21 protein-coding genes and 2 riboswitches are annotated in these 21,062 nt (G+C 72.6%); of the genes, 9 read left to right on the top strand and 12 right to left on the bottom strand.

From position 1 onward, the window contains the following. Positions 1 to 20: 20 nt before the first annotated feature. From NBH00_RS14435 to NBH00_RS14390, 10 genes are all read right to left on the bottom strand, one after another. Positions 21 to 1,550, bottom strand: coding sequence for a bifunctional shikimate kinase/3-dehydroquinate synthase (locus NBH00_RS14435; protein WP_254569294.1), 1,530 nt, complete (start codon positions 1,548 to 1,550; stop codon positions 21 to 23). A gap of 20 nt (positions 1,551 to 1,570) precedes the next feature. Next, the gene (gene aroC, locus NBH00_RS14430) at positions 1,571 to 2,731 is read right to left on the bottom strand and encodes a chorismate synthase (protein ID WP_254569293.1); all 1,161 of its coding nucleotides are present in this window, start codon (positions 2,729 to 2,731) and stop codon (positions 1,571 to 1,573) included. Positions 2,732 to 2,797: 66 nt separating this feature from the next. Then, positions 2,798 to 3,739, bottom strand: a complete 942-nt coding sequence (locus NBH00_RS14425; RefSeq protein WP_254569292.1) for a hypothetical protein — start codon at positions 3,737 to 3,739, stop codon at positions 2,798 to 2,800. Then, the gene (locus NBH00_RS14420; protein WP_254569291.1) at positions 3,736 to 4,614 is read right to left on the bottom strand and encodes a hypothetical protein; all 879 of its coding nucleotides are present in this window, start codon (positions 4,612 to 4,614) and stop codon (positions 3,736 to 3,738) included. The genes NBH00_RS14425 and NBH00_RS14420 overlap by 4 nt, the downstream gene beginning before the upstream one ends. Next, entirely contained in the window at positions 4,611 to 5,378 is a 768-nt protein-coding gene (locus NBH00_RS14415; protein WP_254569290.1) for a hypothetical protein, read from the bottom strand. Before NBH00_RS14415 ends, NBH00_RS14420 begins: the two co-directional genes overlap by 4 nt. Beyond that, positions 5,375 to 6,424, bottom strand: a complete 1,050-nt coding sequence (pilM, locus tag NBH00_RS14410) for a pilus assembly protein PilM (RefSeq protein WP_254569289.1) — start codon at positions 6,422 to 6,424, stop codon at positions 5,375 to 5,377. The genes NBH00_RS14415 and pilM overlap by 4 nt, the downstream gene beginning before the upstream one ends. Positions 6,425 to 6,605: 181 nt before the next feature. Continuing rightward, positions 6,606 to 7,361 carry a prepilin peptidase gene (locus NBH00_RS14405; protein WP_254569288.1) on the bottom strand — a complete coding sequence of 252 codons (756 nt, stop codon included), beginning with the start codon at positions 7,359 to 7,361 and terminating at the stop codon, positions 6,606 to 6,608. Positions 7,362 to 7,402: 41 nt separating this feature from the next. Next, positions 7,403 to 7,810 (bottom strand): type IV pilin protein, encoded by a 408-nt coding sequence (locus tag NBH00_RS25270; protein WP_302182635.1) that lies wholly within the window; start codon positions 7,808 to 7,810, stop codon positions 7,403 to 7,405. A 175-nt stretch (positions 7,811 to 7,985) separates the two neighbouring features. After that, positions 7,986 to 8,426 (bottom strand): type IV pilin protein, encoded by a 441-nt coding sequence (locus NBH00_RS25265; protein WP_302182634.1) that lies wholly within the window; start codon positions 8,424 to 8,426, stop codon positions 7,986 to 7,988. A 110-nt stretch (positions 8,427 to 8,536) separates the two neighbouring features. After that, positions 8,537 to 8,618, bottom strand: a riboswitch (cyclic di-GMP riboswitch). A gap of 246 nt (positions 8,619 to 8,864) precedes the next feature. Then, positions 8,865 to 9,317 (bottom strand): type IV pilin protein, encoded by a 453-nt coding sequence (locus NBH00_RS14390; protein ID WP_254569287.1) that lies wholly within the window; start codon positions 9,315 to 9,317, stop codon positions 8,865 to 8,867. Positions 9,318 to 9,406: 89 nt separating this feature from the next. Beyond that, positions 9,407 to 9,488: riboswitch (cyclic di-GMP riboswitch) on the bottom strand. 379 nt (positions 9,489 to 9,867) lie between these two features. On the opposite strand from NBH00_RS14390, the gene NBH00_RS14385 reads away from it, so the two are divergent. From NBH00_RS14385 to NBH00_RS14355, 7 genes are read left to right on the top strand one after another with little or no spacing between them, the layout of a single operon-like run. After that, positions 9,868 to 10,464, top strand: a complete 597-nt coding sequence (locus NBH00_RS14385; protein WP_254569286.1) for a prepilin-type N-terminal cleavage/methylation domain-containing protein — start codon at positions 9,868 to 9,870, stop codon at positions 10,462 to 10,464. Then, on the top strand, positions 10,461 to 11,123 hold the full coding sequence (locus NBH00_RS14380) for a PulJ/GspJ family protein (RefSeq protein ID WP_302182633.1): 663 nt from the start codon (positions 10,461 to 10,463) through the stop codon (positions 11,121 to 11,123). The genes NBH00_RS14385 and NBH00_RS14380 overlap by 4 nt, the downstream gene beginning before the upstream one ends. 50 nt (positions 11,124 to 11,173) lie before the next feature. Next, the gene (locus NBH00_RS14375) at positions 11,174 to 12,616 is read left to right on the top strand and encodes a hypothetical protein (RefSeq protein WP_254569285.1); all 1,443 of its coding nucleotides are present in this window, start codon (positions 11,174 to 11,176) and stop codon (positions 12,614 to 12,616) included. A gap of 24 nt (positions 12,617 to 12,640) precedes the next feature. After that, complete coding sequence (locus NBH00_RS14370; RefSeq protein ID WP_254569284.1) at positions 12,641 to 13,825, top strand: acyltransferase family protein; 1,185 nt, start codon at positions 12,641 to 12,643, stop codon at positions 13,823 to 13,825. Positions 13,826 to 13,838: 13 nt separating this feature from the next. Further along, a complete protein-coding gene (gene gluQRS / locus NBH00_RS14365) occupies positions 13,839 to 14,744 on the top strand; it encodes a tRNA glutamyl-Q(34) synthetase GluQRS (RefSeq protein ID WP_254569283.1) in 906 nt (301 codons plus the stop codon). A 12-nt stretch (positions 14,745 to 14,756) separates the two neighbouring features. Continuing rightward, on the top strand, positions 14,757 to 15,920 hold the full coding sequence (locus NBH00_RS14360; RefSeq protein ID WP_254569282.1) for a ribonuclease D: 1,164 nt from the start codon (positions 14,757 to 14,759) through the stop codon (positions 15,918 to 15,920). Positions 15,921 to 15,958: 38 nt separating this feature from the next. Continuing rightward, positions 15,959 to 17,014, top strand: a complete 1,056-nt coding sequence (locus NBH00_RS14355) for a hypothetical protein (RefSeq protein ID WP_254569281.1) — start codon at positions 15,959 to 15,961, stop codon at positions 17,012 to 17,014. Positions 17,015 to 17,046: 32 nt separating this feature from the next. On the opposite strand, the gene NBH00_RS14350 is transcribed toward NBH00_RS14355, so the two are convergent. Continuing rightward, positions 17,047 to 18,012, bottom strand: a complete 966-nt coding sequence (locus tag NBH00_RS14350; RefSeq protein ID WP_254569280.1) for an SGNH hydrolase domain-containing protein — start codon at positions 18,010 to 18,012, stop codon at positions 17,047 to 17,049. 53 nt (positions 18,013 to 18,065) lie between these two features. Here NBH00_RS14350 and NBH00_RS14345 point away from each other — a divergent pair, with 53 nt between their 5' ends. Both NBH00_RS14345 and NBH00_RS14340 read left to right on the top strand, forming a co-directional pair. After that, positions 18,066 to 18,929, top strand: a complete 864-nt coding sequence (locus NBH00_RS14345; RefSeq protein WP_254569279.1) for an aldose 1-epimerase — start codon at positions 18,066 to 18,068, stop codon at positions 18,927 to 18,929. A 31-nt stretch (positions 18,930 to 18,960) separates the two neighbouring features. Then, positions 18,961 to 20,145 (top strand): hydroxymethylglutaryl-CoA reductase, encoded by a 1,185-nt coding sequence (locus tag NBH00_RS14340; protein WP_254569278.1) that lies wholly within the window; start codon positions 18,961 to 18,963, stop codon positions 20,143 to 20,145. Positions 20,146 to 20,165: 20 nt separating this feature from the next. On the opposite strand, the gene purU is transcribed toward NBH00_RS14340, so the two are convergent. Beyond that, positions 20,166 to 21,023 carry a formyltetrahydrofolate deformylase gene (gene purU / locus NBH00_RS14335; protein ID WP_254569277.1) on the bottom strand — a complete coding sequence of 286 codons (858 nt, stop codon included), beginning with the start codon at positions 21,021 to 21,023 and terminating at the stop codon, positions 20,166 to 20,168. Positions 21,024 to 21,062 lie beyond the last annotated feature (39 nt).

Raw genomic sequence — 21,062 nt, 5'->3', positions numbered from 1 at the left:
CCTACGCGGTGCGCGGCCGCTCAGGGCAGCAGCGCCGCGATCGCCCCGCGGACGTCGGCGGGCCCGAGGTGGTGCCCGTGGGTCACCGTCCCGGGCTCGGACACGAGGACGAACGGCGTCGTCTCCCCCACGCGCTTCTTGTCCTTGGCCGTCGCGGCGAGGACGGCGTCGACGTCGATCTGCGGGTCCATCGTCGTTGGCAGGCCGGCGGTCTCGGCCAGTCCGGCGACCTGGTCGCGGAGGTCCGGGAGCCCCGAGAGCTGCAGCGCGGCGAGCAGCCCGAGCGCGACGGCCTCGCCGTGGCGGTACCGGGCGTAGCCGGTGACCGTCTCGATCGCGTGGCCGATCGTGTGCCCGAGGTTGAGGACCTGCCGGCGGCCGCCGTCGCGCTCGTCGGCGGCGACCGTGGCGAGCTTCGTGCGGGCGCACATGAGGATGACGTCGTCGTCGACGGGCAGGCCGCGGCCGACGTGGTCCCACAGGGCGCCGCCGGCGATGAGCGCGGTCTTCACGACCTCCGCGTAGCCGGCCGCGTGCTCCTCGGGCGGGAGCGTCGCGAGCGTGGAGGTGTCGACGACGACGCCCGCGGGCTGGTGGTAGGCGCCGACGTAGTTCTTCGCCTCGGGGAGGTCGACGCCGGTCTTGCCGCCGTAGGCCGAGTCGACCTGGGCGACGACGGTCGTCGGGACCTGCACGACCGGGATGCCACGCTGGAAGGTCGCCGCCGCGAAGCCCGCGAGGTCCCCGACGACCCCGCCGCCGACGGCCACGATGTGGTCCGCGCGGGTCGCACCGACGTCGACGAGGGCGCGCCAGACGCGCTCGGTCGTGGCGAGCGTCTTGGCGCCCTCTCCGGGCGGGATCTCGATGAGCCCCGAGAGCCGCGGCACGTGGCCCGCGTGCAGCTCGCCGACGGTCTGGTCGCTGATCCCGAAGCGCCGGCCGTCGGCCGGCCACGGCAGTCCCTCGTGCCCGAGGAGCCCCCGCCCGACCCACACCGGGTACTCGCCCGTCGCCGCGCTCGCCCACAGCAGCCGCGTGCCGGGCGGCGCGTCGGGGAGCGCCACCATCGCGTCGACGGCGCGGCGCGCGGCACCGAGCCCGGTCCCCGTCGGGAGGACGACGTCGGCCGCCGCGAGGTAGATCGCCTCGCGCTCGCGGTAGAGGGCCACGAAGGCCTCACGGTCGCGCGCGAGCGGGCGACCGCGGCCGTGGGCGCGCTGCCAGGCGACCTCGAGGTCGACGTCGACGAGGACGACGGTGTGGCGGCGGAGCGCCTCCCGGACGCGCTCGCTGCCCAGCGCGCCGCCGCCGAGCGCGATGACGCCGCCGTCGGCGCCGTCGAGGAGCGCGCCGACGAGGTCGGCCTCCTCGCGCCGGAAGGCCGCCTCGCCGTTGGCGACGAAGTAGTCCTCGATCTCCATCCCGAACCGCTCGGTGAGCAGCCGGTCGGAGTCGCGCACCTCGAGGTCGAGGGCATGGGCGATCTCGCGGGCGAGGGTCGTCTTCCCCGCCCCCATGAAGCCGGTGAAGACGATCGCGGGGCGCATGGTGGCGGCGGGCCCCGCGGTCAGGACGTCCAGCCGATGCGCGTGCGGTACGCGTCGAGCGCCCCGCGCACGTCGTCGATGTGGTCGCCGCCGAACTTGTCGATGTACGCGCTCGCCAGGACGTGCGCGACCATCGCCTCGCCGACGACGCCCGCGGCCGGGACCGTGCAGGAGTCGGTGCGCTCGCGGAGCGCCTGCGCCGGCTCGTGGGTCGCGATGTCCACCGACTGCAGGGGCTTCGTGAGCGTCGGCAGCGGCTTCATGGCGCCCCGGACGAGGAGCGGGTCGCCCGTCGTCATGCCGCCCTCGAGGCCGCCGGAGTGGTTCGTGTGGCGGGCGTAGTGCTCGTCCTCGTAGAAGATCTCGTCGTGGGCCTGCGAGCCGGGGCGGCCCGCGACGTCCCACGCGTCGCCGATCGAGACGCCCTTCACGGCCTGGATCGAGCAGATCGCCATCGCCAGGCGCCCGTCCAGGCGCGTCTCCCAGGAGACGTGCGAGCCGAGGCCGGGGACGAGCCCGAAGGCGACGACCTCGAACACGCCGCCGATCGACTCGTTCGCCTTGCGCTGCTGGTTGATGTGGCCGACCATCGCCTTGCTCGCGGCCTTGTCGAGGCAGCGGACCGGGTCCTCGTCGATCGCGTCGAAGTCCCCGAGGGTGAGGGTCGCCGGCTCCGGGGCGTGGACGGAGCCGATCTGCACGACGTGCGAGCGGACCTCGACGCCGAGCGCGCTCAGGAAGGCCTTGCAGAGGGCGCCGCCGGCGACGCGCGCTGCCGTCTCGCGCGCGCTCGCGCGCTCGAGGACGTTGCGGATGTCGGTCTGGTTGTACTTCCAGGCCCCGACGAGGTCGGCGTGGCCGGGACGCGGGAGGTGGACCTCCGGCACGTCGGCCTCGACCGGCCACGGGTTCATCCGCTCCTCCCAGTTCTTGTAGTCGCGGTTGTCGACCCGGAGGGCGATCGCGGAACCGAGCGTGCGGCCGTGACGGACGCCGGAGGTGACCTCGGCGCCGTCCTTCTCGATCTTCATGCGGCCGCCGCGTCCGTGGCCGAGCTGGCGGCGCTGCATGTCGCGGTTGATCGAGTCCCGGTCGAGCTCGAGGCCGGCGGGCAGGCCGTCGACGATGCAGGTGAGGCCGGGGCCGTGCGATTCGCCGGCGGTGATGAGCGTCAGTGCCATGAGGACCGCCCATCCTACGTGGCGACCGGCGGCCCAGGCCGTCCGGTCGCCCGCGTGGCGGATGCCTCAGCGGCCGGAGCCGACGAGCTGCGCCGGGGCGAGCTCGGGCGCCGCGGCGCTGCCGGCAGCGCGGATGCGCCGGGCGGCGGCCGCCTTCGTCGCCTTGCTCACCGGGACGAGCGCGACCCGGTTCAGCACGAGGCGGTAGTGCTTCGCCGTGCCCCTGACCGGCGTCTTGGAGAACAGGATGTTCGCGCCCTGCTTGATCTCGAGGAAGCGGCAGTCCTTCAGCGACGGCCGGCAGACGAGGTCGTTGCCGGACACCGTCACGCGGTCGCCCACGAGGAAGGTCGCCGTCCTGCCGTCGGCGCGGACGCCGAGGAACGCGAGGAGCGGCGCCGACGGGGACGGCACGTAGCTCACGGCCTGGAGGTTGTGGCGCATGCTCTTCTGGCCCGAGCGCTTTAGCGTCAGCGTGAGCGCGTAGACGAACTTCGTCAGCGAGGGCTTCACGGTCGCGGGCGTCGTGACCTTCGGGGTGACCGTCGTCGCGGTGCCGGACGAGCCCGAGCCGGACGAACCCGAGCTCGAGGACGAGGACGATCCCGTGGAGGTCGAGCCGGCGGTCGGCGTCGAGCCGCCGCTCGTCGCCGGCTTCGTCGAGGACGACGTCGCCGCGGTGGCGACGGTCGAGGCCGCACCGGTGGCCGACGTGGCGACCGCGGCCTTCGGCGCCTTCGCGAAGACCAGCGGCTTGAACGGGTCGCGCGAGGCGCCGGCACGGGAGCGGGCGACGTCGGAGGGCGCGCCGGCCACCGTCACCTGCGGCGTGCTCGGGACCAGGGCGGCCTCCTGCTCGCCGGGGAGCGGAGCGGGCGCTGCAGCGGTGTCCGAGGATCCGCCGCCGATGAGGAGCGGGATGGCGACGGCGGCGACGACGAGGGCCGCGGCGACGGGCCAGAGGCGCTTCTCGACGAGGTCGCGCCAGAGGTTCTGGAAGAAGCTCACTTGGTGACTCCTGCAACCGGCGCGGCGGCGGCGACCGGGGTCGCCGTCGTCGTCCCGGAGGTCGACGGGGTGGTGGCGACCGCGCTGACGGCGCCGGGGGTGGACGGGGTGCCGCCGGCCGTGAGGCCCTGGTCGGCCGGGAGGACGAACGCGGTCGCGCTGATCGTCGCCTTCATCGCCGGGAAGCCGGTCAGGCTGATCGCGTCGATCGTCATGAGCCGGCCGTTGACCTTGATGACGCCCTTGCTCGTCTTCGTGTAGGCGGCGATGCGCCGGAGGAGCTTCTCGAGGCGCAGGAACGGCCCGGAGAACTCGAACGAGAACGGCATGGTCGGCAGGCCCGCGGCACCGACCGCCGCACCGGGCGGGAGGCCGGCGAAGGCGGTCTGCGCGGCGGCGACGGGCGTGGTGGCGGCGGGGGCGGCCGGCGTCGCGGCGGGCGTCGTGGTCGTGGCGCCCCCCGTCGTCGTGCTTCCCGTCGACGCCGCGGAGACGGCAGCCGCCTGCGTCGCGACCGGCGCCGCGGGGGCGGCGGCGGGCGCAGCGCCGCCGGTCAGCTTGATCGAGTCGAAGGAGATGTGGCTCTTCGCCGACGAGGTCTGGAGCTGGTAGACGAGCGACGGTACGTCGTCGTCGGTGGGAACGGCCTTGCCGAGCTCGGTGACGACCTTGTAGTCGTCGGCGTACGTCTTCTTCGCCTGCAGGGCCGCGCCGGCCGACTGCTGGGCGGTCTCCAGGCGGGTCTGGACCGCCGACAGCTGGTCCTTGAGGCTCGCGGCGTCGTCGCGCTTCGGCGCGAGGACGAGGAACCAGAAGGCGGCGACCATGGCGAACAGCGCCACGACCATCGCCACCGTGCGATCACGCGTCGTCACTTCGCACCTCCCGTGGTGCTCGGGGTCGTCACCGCGGTGGCGGCGACCGGGGCGGTACCGGCGGCCGCGGGCACCGCCGCGGCGCCCGCGACCGAGGGCTGCGGCTTCGGGTCGAAGAAGATGACCGCGCTGAAGCTCCGCGCGCAGTTGGCGGCACGCTGCGGCTTCCCGCCTGCCGTGGTCCCGCCGGCGGGTGCGGTGCTCGCGCCCTTCACGGACTGCTGGAGCGCGACGCGGCGCACCCCGTCGACCTGCCGGAGGCCCGCCATCATCGGCGGGATCGCGGCCTGGCTCGGGGCGCAGCCCTGCAGCTCGATGGCGGGGACGTCGTACGCCGCGCGGAGGGCGACGCTGCCGCCGCCACCGCCGCCGGCCGCGGTCTGGGTCGAGACCGTGCCGTTCAGCGACGTCAGGGTGATGTTGCGCGGGAGGGTGCGCCCGAGCTCGTGCATCGCGTGGGCCCAGTCGAAGCGGCTCTGCGCGATCGACGTGACCGTCGCGACACGGCTCGCGCGGATGCCGGCGAACTGCGTGTACGGGGCGAGCGCGGCCGCCCGCGCCTCGGTGGCGGCAGCCTGCCGCTCGGCGGTCGTCAGCTCGGCCTTGCGGTCATGGATCGACTTCGTCGTCGTCGCGTACGCCGCGGCCATGCCGACGGTGAGGGTCAGGGCCCCGATGAGGATGTACGCGGCCCCGCCGGTCCGTCCGGCAGCCCCGCCGGCGCCACGGCGCTCCTCGGTCGGGATGAGGTTGACAGCCTTCATGCGACCAGCGCCTCCTCGACGGCGAGGCCGGCGGCGACGGCCAGGCGGCCGGCCTCCAGGCCCGGGGGAACACGGAGATCGCCGGCGTCGACCGGGAGTCCGAGGTCGGCGGCCAGGGCCGCGGCGAAGCCCGGCACGGCGACGGCCGGCCCGGTGAGGACGCAGCGCTGTACGCCGCCGTCGATCCCGTTGCCCTGATGGAAGTCGACCGAGTTGCGCACCTCACCGGCGATGCGGCGGACGCCGTCGATGAGGATCGCGCGGGCGTCCTCGATGATGGCTCCGTCGTCGGCGTAGCCCGTGACGAGCTCGCAGGGCTCCTCGAGCCCGACGTGGGTCAGCCAGCCACCCGCGTGCTCGAGGGTGAGCGCCCGGCGCTCGGCGAGCTCGACGGCGAGGCCGTCCAGGCCACCCCCGATGACGCGCGTGAAGGTGCAGGTCGTCCCCTGGGCGACCGCGAGGTTCGTGACGCCGCCGACCGAGAGGTAGACGACGGTCTCGCCCGGCAGCCCGTGATGGTGCAGGGCACGGACCATGCCGAACGCCGCGAGGTCGATGCCCTCGATCCGGAGACCGGCGCCGCGGACGGCGTCGAGGACGCGGTCGATCATGTCGCGCCGCGCGGCCACGACGGCGACGCGCTGGCGCGGGCCATCGGGCGTGTCGACGATGTCCAGGGGACGGAAGTCGAGGACCGCCGAGTCGAGCGGCATCGGGATCTGGTCCTGGGCCAGGAACCGGACGGCCTGGGCCAGCTGCTTCTCGTCCTTGATGGGCGGCAGCTCGATGACACGCAGCACGATCCGCTGGTTGGCGATGCCGACCCGGACCCGCTTGTCGAGCTCGCGGTGGTCGTCGAAGAGGCTCCTCAGGGCCTGGCTCAGCGCCGCGACGTCCTGCACCTCCCCGTCGCGGATGATGCCGGGCTCGAGCAACGCGTACGCCGCGCTGGAGACGGAGAGTTTGCCGTCGGTCCCGACCGCCGCCGCCGTGATGGCGCTGGGGTCGATCTCGAGGCCGGTGATGTGTGTTGAGCGCTTGGCCATGGGGGTGTGGTCCTGCCTGGGTGTCGGGGGGCGCGAGACGGCCCCACAGCTGACAGATCGGCATCGGCGGCGAGTCCTGCTGCCTTTTCTCCGCCGTACTCCCCCTTTCGTCCAATCGCGGCTCAGGCTTGAGCGCCCGCCGACGAATACGACACGTCACGGGCGCGCGCCCCCGGAACGGTCAGAAGCTGTCGAGGTACGAGTCGACGATGCTGTCCCCGACGAGGAAGCCGATGAGGCCCCCGAGCGCGAGCGACGGGCCGAACGGCACCTTGGTCCTGCGACCCTCCGCGACGCCGACGCGCCCGATCACGACGACCCCGATGACGATGCCGCTGACGAGCCCGATGAAGATGCCCGGGGCGACGGCGCGCCCGAGGTAGATCCCGAGGACGCCGGCGAGCTTGACGTCGCCGAACCCCATCCCGCCGGGCTTGGCGACCGCGGCGATGTAGAAGAAGGCGAACGCGGCCACGCCCGCGATGAGGGCCTCGGGCAGGCGGCTCGTGTCGAGCGCGGCCACCGCCAGCACGCCGGCGACCGCGAACGGGAACGTGAGCTTGTCCGGGATGCGGCGGACGTCGAGGTCGATCATCGTCACGGGGACGAGCAGCGTGACGAGCATGATCCCCAGGACGATCCGGCTGAGGTCGTCCCAGCAGACCGCGACGACAAGGACGTACAGCGCGCCCGTCGCCGCCTCCACGAGCGGGTAGCGGGCGCTGATCGGGGCGCCGCAGCTACGGCACTTCCCGCGCAGCATGAGCCACCCGACGACCGGGACGTTGTCGTACGGCTTGATCGGCGTCTCGCACTTCGGACAGTGCGAGCCCGGGTGCGAGAGCGACTCGCCGCGCGGCAGGCGCCAGATGACGACGTTGAGGAACGATCCGATCGCGAGACCGAAGAGGGCGGCGAAGATCAGCGCGGCGGCCATGATGTCCGACCGTATCGGCCGGGGCCCTCACGTCCTTGACCTCACCAGCTGTTGGCCAGGCAGCCGCCGTGCGAGGACCCGGACGCGTCACATGTCCGCTCGAACCCGGTGCTGCTGCGGATGATGACGAACTGGTTCCCCGTCTTGGACGTCGCGGTGATCTCGTACCCGTCCGCGGTGCTCTGCGCCGAGGCCCCGGCGGCACCGCTCGAGTCCAGCGACGGCATCCCGGTCACGCATGAGGCGTAGGTCGCGGTGATCGTGTAGCACGCCTCGACCTGGGTCACGAGGTTGCGTGCGCGCGACTTCGCCTCGGCGTCCTTCGCCTTGTCCGACTGGCCGAGGTACAGCGGCAGCGCGATCGCGGCGAGGATGCCGATGATCAGGATCACCACGAGGAGCTCAATCAGGGTGAAGCCGTGCTCCGAACGCTGCGGAACGCGGCGCATCACGCCATTCTGCTCGGTCGCCATGCGACGCTTATCGACGTGCGGTGATGGACCTTGAGCCATCGCCGGCTGGTCGGCACACGTTCGGTCCCGCGCGCCGTCGCGCCTTAAACGGCCGAGGCGGGCCCGGGGGCCCGCCTCGTGTGCGGCGTGTGTCAGTGGTGCTGCGGTGCGGCTACCAGGACCCGCCGTTGCAGCTGTCGGTGCCCGTGCAGGTGCGAGCGATGACGCCCGTGGTCGGATCCTTCGTGATCGTGAAGGTGTTCTCGGTGCCGCTGGTCTGCGCCTTGGAGACGGCGACGATGGTGTAGCCGGTCGTCGAGGCGGCGGTGACGCTGACCTGGCCCGGGGCGGTGCCGAGGTCGAGGCCGGTCGGGTTCAGCGCCGTCGAGGACTGGCACTGCGAGTAGTCGCTCGTGGTCGTGTAGCAGGACTCGATCTGCGAGACGAGGTTGCGGGCGTTGGACTTGGCCGAGGAGTCCTTGGCCTTGTCGGACTGACCGAGGAACGAGGGCAGGGCGATCGCGGCGAGGATGCCGATGATCAGGATGACGACCAGGAGCTCGATGAGCGTGAAGCCCTCGTCCTCGTTCTTGTGAAAGACGTTGCGGAGCATGGCGCGAAGCATGTGAGTTGAACCCTCCAAGGGATCGAATGGACCGTTGCCTGGACTGCTGTGAGTCAGCTCCCGCGGTCTGCTTACCGTGGGGGGTCCACTTCAACCCCGGTGGCAACCCGGCCGTCTCGCACCACACGAGACCCGATGGCTTTGCGTCCCGCCCTCACGAGCGGTTTGCCGTTAGCACCTATGGGACCGGCTCATGGGACGTTTCGGGCGCCACGCCCGACCGCTTGAGGGAACACGTCGAAAATCGTGCGGACCTGGACGCTTGTTCTAACGACAAACGCGTTCACGACCCCGTCCGCGTGCTCGGGCTCCCGCGCGGGTTGCGGGCGGGTCCCCTACGACCGGCCCGGACCCAGCCTTAAATGGCCGAGGCGGGCCCGGGGGCCCGCCTCGTGTGCGGCGTGTGTCAGTGGTGCTGCGGTGGGGCTACCAGGACCCGCCGTTGCAGCTGTCGGTGCCCGTGCAGGTGCGAGCGATGACGCCGGTGGTCGGATCCTTCGTGATCGTGAAGGTGTTGTTCGCGCTGCCGGTCTGCGCCTTCGAGGTGGCGAGGATGGTGTAGCCCGTCGTCGAGGCGGCGGTGACGCTGACCTGGCCGGCGCCGGTGCCGAGGTCGAGGCCGGTCGGGTTCAGCGCCGTCGAGGACTGGCACTGCGAGTAGTCGCTCGTGGTCGTGTAGCAGGACTCGATCTGCGAGACGAGGTTGCGGGCGTTGGACTTGGCCGAGGAGTCCTTGGCCTTGTCGGACTGACCGAGGAACGAGGGCAGGGCGATCGCGGCGAGGATGCCGATGATCAGGATGACGACCAGGAGCTCGATGAGCGTGAAGCCCTCATCGTCGTTCTTGTGCAGCAGGCTGCGGATCATGTTGCGAAGCATGCGATGAATCCTCCGAGGATTGCTGTGGACCTATGGCTGGACGAGTCAGCTCCCGCGGTCTGCCTACCGTGGGGGTCCACTTCAACCCCGGTGGCAACCCGGCCGTCTCGCACCACACGAGACCCGATGGCTTTGCGTCCCGCCCTCACGAGCGGTTTGCCGTTAGCACCGTTGGGACCGGCTCACGCCCCCTATCGGGCCCGGCCGCCCCAGGCTTTAGCCAGAACTCCTGACGATGCCGGATCTGGACGGTTGTTCTAGGGGCGGAACCCCATCGTCGCGGCGCCGTGACCGGAGCCGGCGGGGCGCTCAGCCGCGTTCGCGCGCGTGAGTCGCGGCGGCCTGCGCGTCGTGGCCCGGAATCGCCGTCCCGGTGCCTTCGCACCAGGGACACGGCACCTGGTGGGCCTCGCCGCCGAGGTTCGACGTCACGCGCCCCGTCCCTCGACACGGCGAGCACGGCATGGGGTCGGGCGAAGTCTCGTCGGTCACGGTCGGCCCCAGCGTAGCGGTGAGGGACGTTCGTCGGTCACCTGCATCCCCACTACTGATGAGTTCTCCGGCTGCCGATACGACCGTCGTGCTGCATGATCGACACGCGAACGACCGCGGCTTCACGCTCGTCGAGCTGGTGGTCGCCATGGCGCTCGCCTTCGTCGTTCTCGCGGGTTGCTTCTACCTGGCCGGCCAGAGCTTCCAGAACGGGAACGTCGTCGAGAGCACCGCCACGACCACCGATTCGGTACAGCGCGGCATCGACCAGCTCACGCACGACCTCGAGCACGCGACCGCCGCCACGGTGACCGCGACCTCGGCGACGCTCACGGTCCCGGTCACGAGCCCGAACGTCGCCGCCGTGACGCCCGCGCCGACGACAACCGTCACCTGGACCTGCACCGCGTCGGTGTCGTGCACGCGCAGCGTCGGCGGCGGACCCGCCGTGACGGCGATTCCCGGCCTCGTGAGTGCGACGCTGACGCCGACGTATGCGTCGGGGGGGACCGCCACCGGACCCTCGTACGTCAGCGTCTACATCCAGGCGCGCGTGCTGAGCGCGCAGAGCCGCAGCGGTGGGACGACCCCCCGAGGTGTGGGAGGAACGCTGGTGTTCAACGACGGGGCCGCCCTGAGGAACTTCGCGCGATGAGACGGCATGAGACAGACGACCGGGGCTTCACGATGATCGAGGTGATGTTCGCGATGCTGGTCTCGACCCTCACGGTCGTCGCGACGGTGTCGGTCCTGACGCAGGGATCGGGCACCACCCTCTCCAACGTCCGCCAGGTCACGGTGACGCAGCGCCTCCAGGCCGAGATCGAGAAGGTCCGGTCGATCGTCCCGGAGAGTGGATTCGGGGCGGTCGCGCTGAGCAGCGCCCCGACCGGTACCGCGGCGACGCCGCGCGATCCGCGCTACTGGCTGCGTGCGTCGAACACGCAATTCGTGATCGCGAGCAACTACGCGAGCGCGTCGAGCGGCGTTGCCTCCGGCACCCCCGGAGGCGGCGAGACGCTGGTCACCAGCGCGTCCGGGCAGATCGCTCCCGTCACGTCGGGCGTGTCGCTCGGAGGCGGGCAGACGGCGACCATCTATCGATACGTCACGGTCGACTCGCAGACCGTGCTGTGCAGCCCCGCCTGCGCCAACGACAGCCGGCGCGTGACGATCGCGATCGTCCCCGTTCACGCCGACCAGAACGCCACCGATGCGACCGGCCCGTTCTACCTCTCGACGGTGATCACCAACCGCGTGCCGAGCAGCACGGCGACCGGCGGCAACGGCCTGGAACTCGGGGTGAGTCTGTGATGCGACGCCTGTTCCCGTTCCGCGATCGTCCATGCGACGAGGGGTTCGTCATGGTGATCGCGATCATGGTGATGGCCTTCGCCCTGATGATCACCGCGGTCGCCCTCACGCAGTCGCAGGCTTCGCAGAGGATCGACGCCAAGGACATCCGGGTCCAGCGCGCCGAGCAGGCGGCCGACGCCGGGCTCCAGTCCGCCGTCTACGCGCTCAACGCGGGAAACCTCGCGGCGTTGCCCGTCTACGGGGTGGGTGGTCTTCAGCCGCTCGTGAACGCGATCTCCTGTCTGGGCGTCTCGGTGAGCGCTCAGGTCCCGGGCATCGTCTTCGCCGGGCTCTCGCCGACGACGTCGTGCAACGGGGTGACCCCGCCCGGGGCCAGCCCGACGCCCACGTACCGCGACATGGGGAACCACTCGAAGGTCTCCGTGATCGTCACCTCGACGGTCGCGGGCGCATCGACCGGACCGTACGGCGTGGGCTTCCGCGTGGTCGCGGCCGGGGTCGAGGACAACAACACGGCGACGACGGCGGACGACGTGGTTCGCCGGCGTGCCGTCACCCTCGCTCCGATCAGGCCCTTCGGGGCGGTCGAGGGGGTCCACAACGTGACCCTCACCGCTGCCGGGCTCCTGAGTCTTCTGGGCGTCCAGCTCGCCACCCGCACCGTCAACGGCGACATCTTCGCCAACAACGACATCAACATCACTGGCCTGGCGCTGCTCGGACTGAACGTGCTGAATCCGGACAACTCCGTGCTTCGCACCGCCGAGTTGCAGTACGGACACAACTGCTGTGGGTCCGTCCTGGTCCCGGCCGCGAACCTGCAGCCTCAGTCCACCACGACGTTCCTGACGCGGAAGGCGCCATACGTCGATCCCGCCAAGCCCACGTGTCCCGGGACCTGCCCCGCCCAGATCGTCAACAAGGTGCTCACCCTGAGCGGCACGGCGAGCCTGACCCTCGCCGCCGGCGACTACCACCTCTGCGGGGTCGACGTCGCTTCGGGGGCCACGCTGAAGACCGCCGGCGCCACCTCATCCGCCGGGGCGACACGGATCTACGTCGACTCGCCGACGTCGGCCTACTGCTCGGGCACGGGCGGCTCGGGGAACCTCAAGATCAACGGGTCACTGAACCCCGGTGTGAGCGCCAGCCCGACGAACACCCAGCTGTACGTCACCGGCAACGGCACCGCGGGCGGGACCACGGTCGTGGTCGGCAACTCGAGCCTCGCGCTGACGTCGGCCTTCTTCCTCTACGCCCCGATGAGCAACGTGACCGTGAACTACTACGTCTTCACGGGCTCCGTCATCGGCTACGACACGACCATGAACGCCGTCAACCTGACGGGCTCGCTCGCGAGCATGATCACCCAGGATCTCGGCCTCAGCGTGTCGACGCTGAGCAATCAGCTCGGGGTCTTCCAGGATCAGCAGTACGTGAACTGCGCGGGTACCACCGTCGACGTGACCGCCCCGACGAAGGGCTGCTGACCACCCCGTTGCTAGCGTGAGGTCGTGGCACACGCTGCCCCACCTGCGCCCGCTGCGGCTCCGCGGCAGCACGCCCTCGACGGCCTGCGCGCCGTCGCCGCCCTGAGTGTCGTCGGCTACCACGCGTGGCTCTACACGCTCCCGACCGTCAGCTCCGCCGAGCGCGGCGGCACGAGCGACTACGTCTGGCACGAGCTGCGGCTCGGCCTCGTCCTGTTCTTCGTGCTCAGCGGCTTCCTCCTCTACGGGCCGTGGGTGCGGAGCGCCGCGACGGGTGGCCGTGCGCCGTCCGTGCGGGGCTACGCGATCCGGCGGGCGGGCCGGATCCTGCCCGCCTACTGGGTCGCGATCGCCGCGTCGGTCCTGCTTCTCTGGTGGTACGACAGGACGCCCGGCGTCCGCCTCCCCGACGGCGGGAACCTCTGGCTCTTCGCCGTCTTCGGGCAGAACTTCCGGGCCGACACGCTGCTGACGCTCAACCCGCCGAGCTGGACGCTCGCGGTCGAGGCGACGTTCTACCTCGCCCTCCCGCTGCTCGGGCTGCTCGCCCTGCGCGGCCGCCGGGCCGGGGTCGTCCTCGCGCCGGTCCTGTTCCTCCTCGCCGGCGTCGCCTACAACTACGCGATGTCGAGCCGCGGCGGGCTCTCCCCGATCGTCTCCAAGGTCCTCCCCGCCTACACGCCGTACTTCGGGGTCGGGATGCTCGCGGCGGTGCTCGCGTACGGGCGGACGCTCGCGCCGCGCGTCGGGTGGGCCCTCCTCGGCGCGGGCGTCGTGCTCGTCGTCGGCGATGCGCTCTGGGCGGCGGACGCGGCGACCCGCGGCTCCCACGACCAGGCCCTGCGCATCTGGCGCGACCTGCCCGCCGCCACCGGCTTCGCGCTCGTCCTGCTCGCGGTGACGACGGCGGTCCGCGCGCCGCGCCTGCTCACCGCCCGGCCCGTCGTCCGGGTCGGCGAGCTATCGTACGGCATCTACCTGTGGCACGTCCCGCTGCTGCTGTTCCTCCGCGCCCAGGGCGTCCTGCCGCTGTTCACGACCGGCGCGCTCGCGGTCATCCTGCCCCTGACCTTCCTCGTCGCCGCGGCGAGCTGGCGCTTCGTCGAGCAGCCGGCGCAGGCGTGGAGCCGGCGCGTCGCCTCGCGTGGCGCCGGCGCGCGCGACCCGGGGACGGCCGAGGCGGCGCTCGCCGGCGCGGGCGCGGGCTGACCCACCCCGGACCGTGGACGGCCGCTACGCCCCGAGCCCGAGCGGGGACCTGCACCTCGGCAACCTCCGCACCGCCCTCGTCGCCTGGCTGCAGGCGCAGGCGGCCTCCTCGCGCTTCCTCGTCCGCGTGGAGGACCTCGACCGCGGCCGCTCGCGCGAGGCGTTCGTCGCCTCGCAGCTCGGCGATCTCGCCGCCCTCGGCCTCGACCACGACGGCGCGGTCATCCGCCAGAGCGAGCGGACCGCCCGCTACGCGGAGTGCATCGACGGGCTGGCGGCCGACGGCCTGCTCTACGAGTGCTTCTGCACCCGCGCCGAGATCCGCCAGGCCGCCTCGGCGCCGCACGGGGCCGGGCCCGAGGGCGCCTACCCGGGGACGTGCCGCGACCTCGGCGCCGCGGCCCGCGCGGCGCACCTCGCCGCCGGGCGCACGCCGTCGCTGCGCGTGCGGGCGGAGGCCGCGGTGGTGACCGTGCGCGACGCGCTCGCCGGCGAGGTCACCGCCGTCGTCGACGACTTCGTCGTGCGGCGGGCGGACGGTGGGCACGCGTACAACCTCGCGGTCGTCGTCGACGACGCCGACCAGGGCGTCGAGGAGGTCGTCCGCGGCGACGACCTGCTGGAGACGACCCCGCGGCAGGTCTGGCTCGCCCGCCGGCTCGGCCTCACGCCGCCGGCGTCGTACGTGCACGTCCCGCTCGTCGTCGGCGACGACGGGGAGCGACTCGCCAAACGGCACGGCGCGGTGACGATGCGCGACCTCGCCGCGCGCGGCCACGGGCCCGGCGACGTGCTCGCGGTCCTCGCCGGCTCGCTCGGCCTCTCCTCGCTGCCGCGTCCGCTGAGCGCGCCGGCGCTCCTCGACGGCTGGGATCTCGGCCGCCTGCCGACGGCCCCCGTCCGGTTGGCCGTCGGGTAGGGTCGCGGGCGCATGAGTGCCGACACCGCTGCGATCGCCGCTCGGGCCCGGGAGACCGGGCGCCTGGGCATCGACACCGAGTTCATGGGCGAAGGGCGCTACCGGCCGCTGCTCTGCCTCGTGCAGGTGGTCGTCCTCGACGAGCAGGGTGAGTCCGACGTCACCGTCCTGGACCCGCTCGACGGCCCCGGTTTCGACCCCGCGCCCCTCGCTGAGGTGCTCGCCGACCCGGCGGTGGAGATCGTCTTCCACGCCGGCCGCCAGGACGTCGCGATCCTCCGCCGCTGCTGGCAGACGACGGTCACGAACATCTTCGACACCCAGGTCGCCGCGGGCTTCGCCGGCCTGCGCGCGCAGCTCGGCTACGAGCCGCTGCTCAACGAGGTCCTCGGCGTCCGGCTGCAGAAGTCGGCGAGCTTCACGAAATGGGACGCGCGCCCGCTCTCGGAGGAGCAGGTCAGCTACGCGCGGGAGGACGTCCTCCACATCCTCCAGGTCGCCGAGAAGCTCCAGGAGCGCCTCGTCGGCCTCGGGCGCCTGGAGTGGGCGGTCGAGGAGTGCCGCTTCCTGGAGTCGATCAACGACGATCGGGACCTCGACGTCCTGCTCGAGAAGCTGCCGCGCTCGGGCGGCCTGGACCCGAGCGTCCGCGCCGTCGCCCGTGAGCTGCTCGCCTGGCGCGAGGACACCGCGCGCGAGTCCGACCGGCCGGTGTCGGGCGTCCTGCAGGACGCCGCGCTCGTCGAGATCGCCAAGCGCAAGCCGCGGTCGATGGACCGCCTCGCGCAGATCCGCGGCCTCCACGAGGGGACGCTGCGCCGCCGCGGCAAGGCGATCATCGAGGCGGTCGAGCGTGGTCGCGAGCAGCCCGGCATCCCGTCGGAGGTCGAGCGCGGCCCCGCGCCGAGCGCCGACGACGCGCCGCTCATCGCCCTCGGCGAGGCGCTCGTGCGCACGCGGGCGGCGGAGGCCGAGGTCGCGTACGAGCTGCTCGCCGCCCGCGCGGACCTGCAGAAGATCGTCGTCGCCGTCCGCGACGGGACGCCGGACCCGCCCGTCCGGACGCTCGAGGGCTGGCGCCGCGAGGTCGTCGGCGCCGAGCTCCTCGACCTGCTGCGCGGAGGGCGCTCGCTCCGCGTCGGCCCGGGGCGACGGATCGTCGCGTCCGAGGCCTGACCTCAACGCCGCCCGGCTTTCCGCCGATAATCGACCCGATGCGTCGCCTTCCCCTGCTGCTCTGCCTCGCCCTGCTCACGCTGCTCGCGGGCGCCGCCGCCGGCTCGGCCGCCGCGCAGGCCAAGCCCGCCCTCGGCATCGCCGACCAGAAGGCGGCGACGTTCCTCGACCCGCGCCTCGACGAGCTGCACCTGAAGTACGCGCGGGTCTACATGTCGTGGGACGTCCTCACCGACAAGGCCTCGCGTCAGGAGATGGACCTGTGGTTCGCCGGGGCCAAGCTCGCCGGCCTCGACCCGCTCATCACGATCTCGCGGTCCCGGATCCCGAGCCGCATCAGCTACAACCCGTCCCCCGCCCAGCTCGCCGCCGAGCTGCGGAAGTGGCGCAGGCGCTGGCCCGGCCAGGTCCGGACGCTCTCGACGTGGAACGAGGCGAACCTCGGCAAGTCGCCCGAGCTCGTCGCCTCCTGGTGGCTCGCGCTGCGCCGCGCCTGCCCGACCTGCACCGTTCTCGGGGCCGACCTGCTCGACGAGCCGAAGGTCCTCACCTGGGCCGCGCGCTTCGTCGCGGCGGCGGGCCGGCAGCCCGCGATCTGGGGCCTGCACGACTACAACGACGTGAACACGGGCCACACGACGATGACGAGAGCGCTGCTCGCCAACCTGAAGGGCGACTTCTGGCTCACCGAGACCGGCGGCGTCGCCTCCCGCCTGCGCCCGACCTACCGGTTCGCGGGCTGCGGCGTCGCCTTCCAGACGCGGGCGACGCGCTTCCTCCTGAACACGATCGCGAAGCTCTCCCCGCGCATCAGGCGGATCTACATCTTCAACTGGGGCCAGGGCGACACGAGCGCGAGCTTCGACTCCGCGCTCGTCGACGCCGCCGGGCGTGAGCGACCGTCGCTGAACCTCGTGCGCCGGTACCTCGGGCAGCCGGTCGTCACCGATCCCGAGGGCGGTGCGGCGGCCGAGCTGAAGCGCTGCAAGGTCGGCTCGAAGGTCGTCACCGCCCCGGTCCCCCTGCCCCCGCCCGCCCCCGCCGCGAAGGCGAAGGGCCACGGCAAGGCGAAGGGCGAGCACGCGAAGGGCTGACCGCCGGGCGCAGTGCCGTCGGCATCGCCGGGTCAGGCCGGCGGCAGGCCGAGCGCCCAGTAGGCGGCCGCGAGGTACGGGCCGAGCGACGCACTGAAGCTCGTCGTGATGTGGCTCTGATCCTTGTAGACGAGCGCGCCGCCGATGACGGTGTAGCAGCGCGAGTCGTCGCAGAAGTACGGCGTGAGGTCGATGGCCCGGACCCGCGGTGAGGCGAGCGCCGCCGCCGCGTCGGCCGGCGCATCCGGGCGCAGCGCCTGGCTGCGCGGCAGCGCGCAGCGCACGTCCGCCCGGTGGTGGCGTGCCATCGCGTCCTCGATGCAGGGCAGGGTGGTGTCGGTCGCCTGCGGGTTGTCGCGGATGACGACGACGTGCGTGACGGACGCGGGCAGCTGGGCGATCGCCGCCTCGTAGCCGGCGACCGCGCTCGCGTGCGGGTCCAGTCCCCCGGCGGGCACGAAGTCGTACGCCGAGGAGTTGACGAGGAAGACGGTGTGGATCTCGGGGTGGTGCCCGAAGAAGAGGATGACCGCGCGCACCCACTGGTCGCACGCCCGGGCCGCGGCAGGCGAGACGTAGCGGCGGGCGAACGTGAACGGGCAGCTCGAGCGGCGGACGGTGAGGCCGTGCCAGCGCTCAGCGCGGGCGAGGCGGTCGACCGCCCCGCGCCAGGCCGGGGCGTGGCTGTCGCCGAGCAGGCCGACCGTCGCCGTCGCCCTCGTTTTCGGCGTCCCGAAGGCGCAGACGCGGTTCGGCGGCCCCTTCGTGCCGGCCAGCGCGCACGCGGAGCTCGGCTGCAGCAGCGCGTCCTCCGGGGACGGGAAGACGGTGTAGCGCAGCGCCGGATTGCGGCACGGCGCGGGCGTGAGGGCGCGGGCGGCGGCACCGAAGCACGGCTGGGCCGCCGGGCTCGTGCGGGGACTCGCCGCCACGGCCGGCAGGAGCGCGCCGAGCAGCGTCAGGACGAGGATGAGCAGCGGTCCGCGGGCCGTCGTCACCGCGCCCAAGCTAACAGCGGGCGCGCCGCGGCGCTCCTGCGACACTCCCGCGCATGATCGTCCTGCGCGCCGGAGATCTCGCCGCCACGTGGCTGCCCGAGCAGGGGATGGTCGGGGCGTCGCTCACCCATCAGGGCGGTGAGCTGCTCGGCCAGCGCGGCGGCCTCGACGCGTACCTCGCCAAGGGCTCGGCCTTCGGGATCCCGCTGCTGGCCCCGTGGGCGAACCGCCTCGACGGCCTGCGCTACGGGGACGTCGTCATCGACCCCGCCGACGCGAAGCTCGACGGGAACGCGCTGCCGAAGGACGGAGCGCTCGCCGGGCGGACGTGGACGGTCCTCTCCGCGGAGGAGGGCCGGCTGCGGGCCGGGTTCGTCGCGGACGGGCCGGTCCTCGCCGTGTTCCCCTTCCCCCACGCCTGGAGCGTCGACGTGACCCTCGACCCCGAGGGCATGACGGTCGCCACGACGCTGACGGCCACCGGCGAGGTCCTCGTCCCGGTGAGCTTCGGCTGGCACCCGCTCTTCACGCTGCCCGGCGTCGCCCGCGACGACCTCCACGTCACGCTGCCCGTGCGACGGCAGACCGTGCTCGACGCGCGTGGCATCCCGACCGGAGAGGAGCTCGACGCGGAGGCCGTCGACGGCATGCTGCCGGCCGCCACCCTCGACGCGGAGTACACCACCTGGGACGGCGACGTCGTCCTGCGCGGCGGCGGTCGCGAGCTGCGCGTGCAGTTCGGCGGCGAGGACTATCCGGTCGGGCACGCGTGGGCGCCGGAGGGCGAGTCGTTCGTCGCGTGGGAGCCGATGACCGCGCCGACGAACGCGCTCGTCACCGGCGCGGGCCTACGGCACGTCGCCCCCGGCGACGCGTTCACCGCGGTCTTCCGGGTGGCGGTGCGCCGGATCGACTGAACGCCGCCGTCTGCTCGGCTAGCCTCGCGGGATGCACGAGCCGACCCCCCGCGTCCCCGTCCCCCGCGATCGCGACGACGACTACGGGCCGGCCGCCGCCGCGGCCCGCCGCGCCTTCGCGACCGAGCGCTCCGGCACCTCGCTCGACCACGTCGGGAGCTACTCGCTGGACCCGCAGACGCTGCGCGGCAACATCGAGCACTTCATGGGCGTGGCGCAGGTCCCGATCGGGCTCGCCGGGCCGCTGCTCGTCAACGGCGAGCACGCCCAGGGCGAGTTCTACGTCCCGCTCGCGACGGCCGAGGGGACGCTCGTCGCGAGCTACAACCGCGGGATGCGGCTGCTCCACGAGGCGGGCGGCGTGACGACGACGATCATGGCCGACCACATGCAGCGCGCGCCGTCGTTCATCTTCCCGAGCGCGCGTGAGGCCCGCGCGTTCGGCGTCTGGCTCCATGAGCACTTCGGCGAGATCAAGGCTGCGGCGGAGACGACGACGTCGACCGGCAAGCTCCAGGAGATCGAGCAGTACTCCGCGGGCCGGATGCTCTACACGCGCTTCAACTACACGACCGGGGACGCGGCCGGCCAGAACCTCACCGGCAAGGCGACGCAGGCGGCGTGCCGGTGGATCCGTGCGCACAACGACACGATCGAGCACCACTTCCTCGAGTCGAACTTCGCGACCGACAAGAAGAGCAGCCAGATCAACATGCTCCGCACGCGGGGCAAGCGGGTCATCGCGGAGGCGACGATCCCGAACGAGCTCTTCCGCCGGGTCATGCGCTCCGACAGCGCGCTCATGTACCGCGCGCGGCAGGTGTCGAACCTCGGCGGCTTCATGTCCGGGGTGAACAACAACGGCGCCCACTCGGCGAACGGCATCACCGCGCTCTTCATCGCGACCGGGCAGGACGTGGCGAACGTCGCCGAGTCCTCCGCCGCGTTCGTCTACGCCGAGCTGCGCGAGAACGGGGACTACTACTTCTCGATCACGATCCCGTCGCTCATCGTGGCGAGCTACGGCGGCGGGACCGGGCTCTCGACCCAGCGCGAGTGCCTGGAGCTCATGGACTGCTACGGCACCGGCAAGGTCGGCAAGCTCGCGGAGATCATCGCCGCGACGGTGCTCTGCGGGGAGCTGTCGCTCGGGTCGGCGATCGTCGCCGAGGAGTGGGTCGAGGCGCACGACGCCTACGGCCGCAACCGCCCCTGAGCGCGGCCGGGGCGTCGGCGTCAGAAGACGACCGTGCTCCCATGGTGGACGATGACGCGATCGTCGAGGTGCCAGCGGACCGCGCGGCCGAGGACGAGGCGCTCGACGTCGGCGCCGAGGCGGGCGAGCTCGGCGACGTCGGCGCGGTGGTCGATGCGCACGACGTCCTGCTCGATGATCGGGCCGGAGTCCAGCTCCTCGGTGACGTAGTGCGCGGTGGCGCCGACGATCTTCACGCCGCGGTCGAGCGCCTGCTGGTAGGGCGCCGCGCCGACGAAGGCGGGCAGGAACGAGTGGTGGATGTTGATGACCGGCAGGCCCAGGCGCGTGAGGAAGTCCCCGGAGAGGATCTGCATGTAGCGCGCGAGCACGACGAGGTCGCACGTCCCCCGCAGGTGCTCGAGCAGCGCGTCCTCGGCCTGCGGCTTCGTCTCCCGCGTCGCCGGCACGTGGTGGTACGGGATGCCGAGGCGCTCGACGGCCGCGCGGTGGTCGGGGTGGTTCGAGAGCACCTGCACGACGTCGCCGCCGACCTCACCGCGCTCGGCCCGGTAGAGGAGCTCGAAGAGGCAGTGCGGCTCGCGGGAGGCGAGGATCGCGACGCGGCGCGGGTGCGCCTCGGGCGTCAGCCGCCACGCCATCGCGAAGCGGTCGGCCACCTCGGTGCGGAAGCCCTCGCGGAGCGCGGTCAGCCGCCCGGCGAGATCCGGCACGTCGAACGTCATCCGCATGAAGAAGTGGCCGCCGACCGCGCGCGTGCAGTGCTGGTCGGACTCGACGATGTTCGCGCCGCAGGTCGCGAGGAAGCCCGAGACGGCCGCGACGATGCCGGGGCCGTCGGGGCAGTCGATGAGCAGGCGGGCGCGGTCCGCGGACACGGCGCCGACGCTACCAGCGGGCGGACGCGGTGCTCGTCG

Source organism: Paraconexibacter antarcticus (assembly GCF_024220175.1).
Lineage (GTDB): Bacteria > Actinomycetota > Thermoleophilia > Solirubrobacterales > Solirubrobacteraceae > Paraconexibacter > Paraconexibacter antarcticus.
The sequence above is the reverse complement of the archived record's forward strand: the minus strand, read 5'-3'. Positions and strand labels throughout refer to the sequence as shown.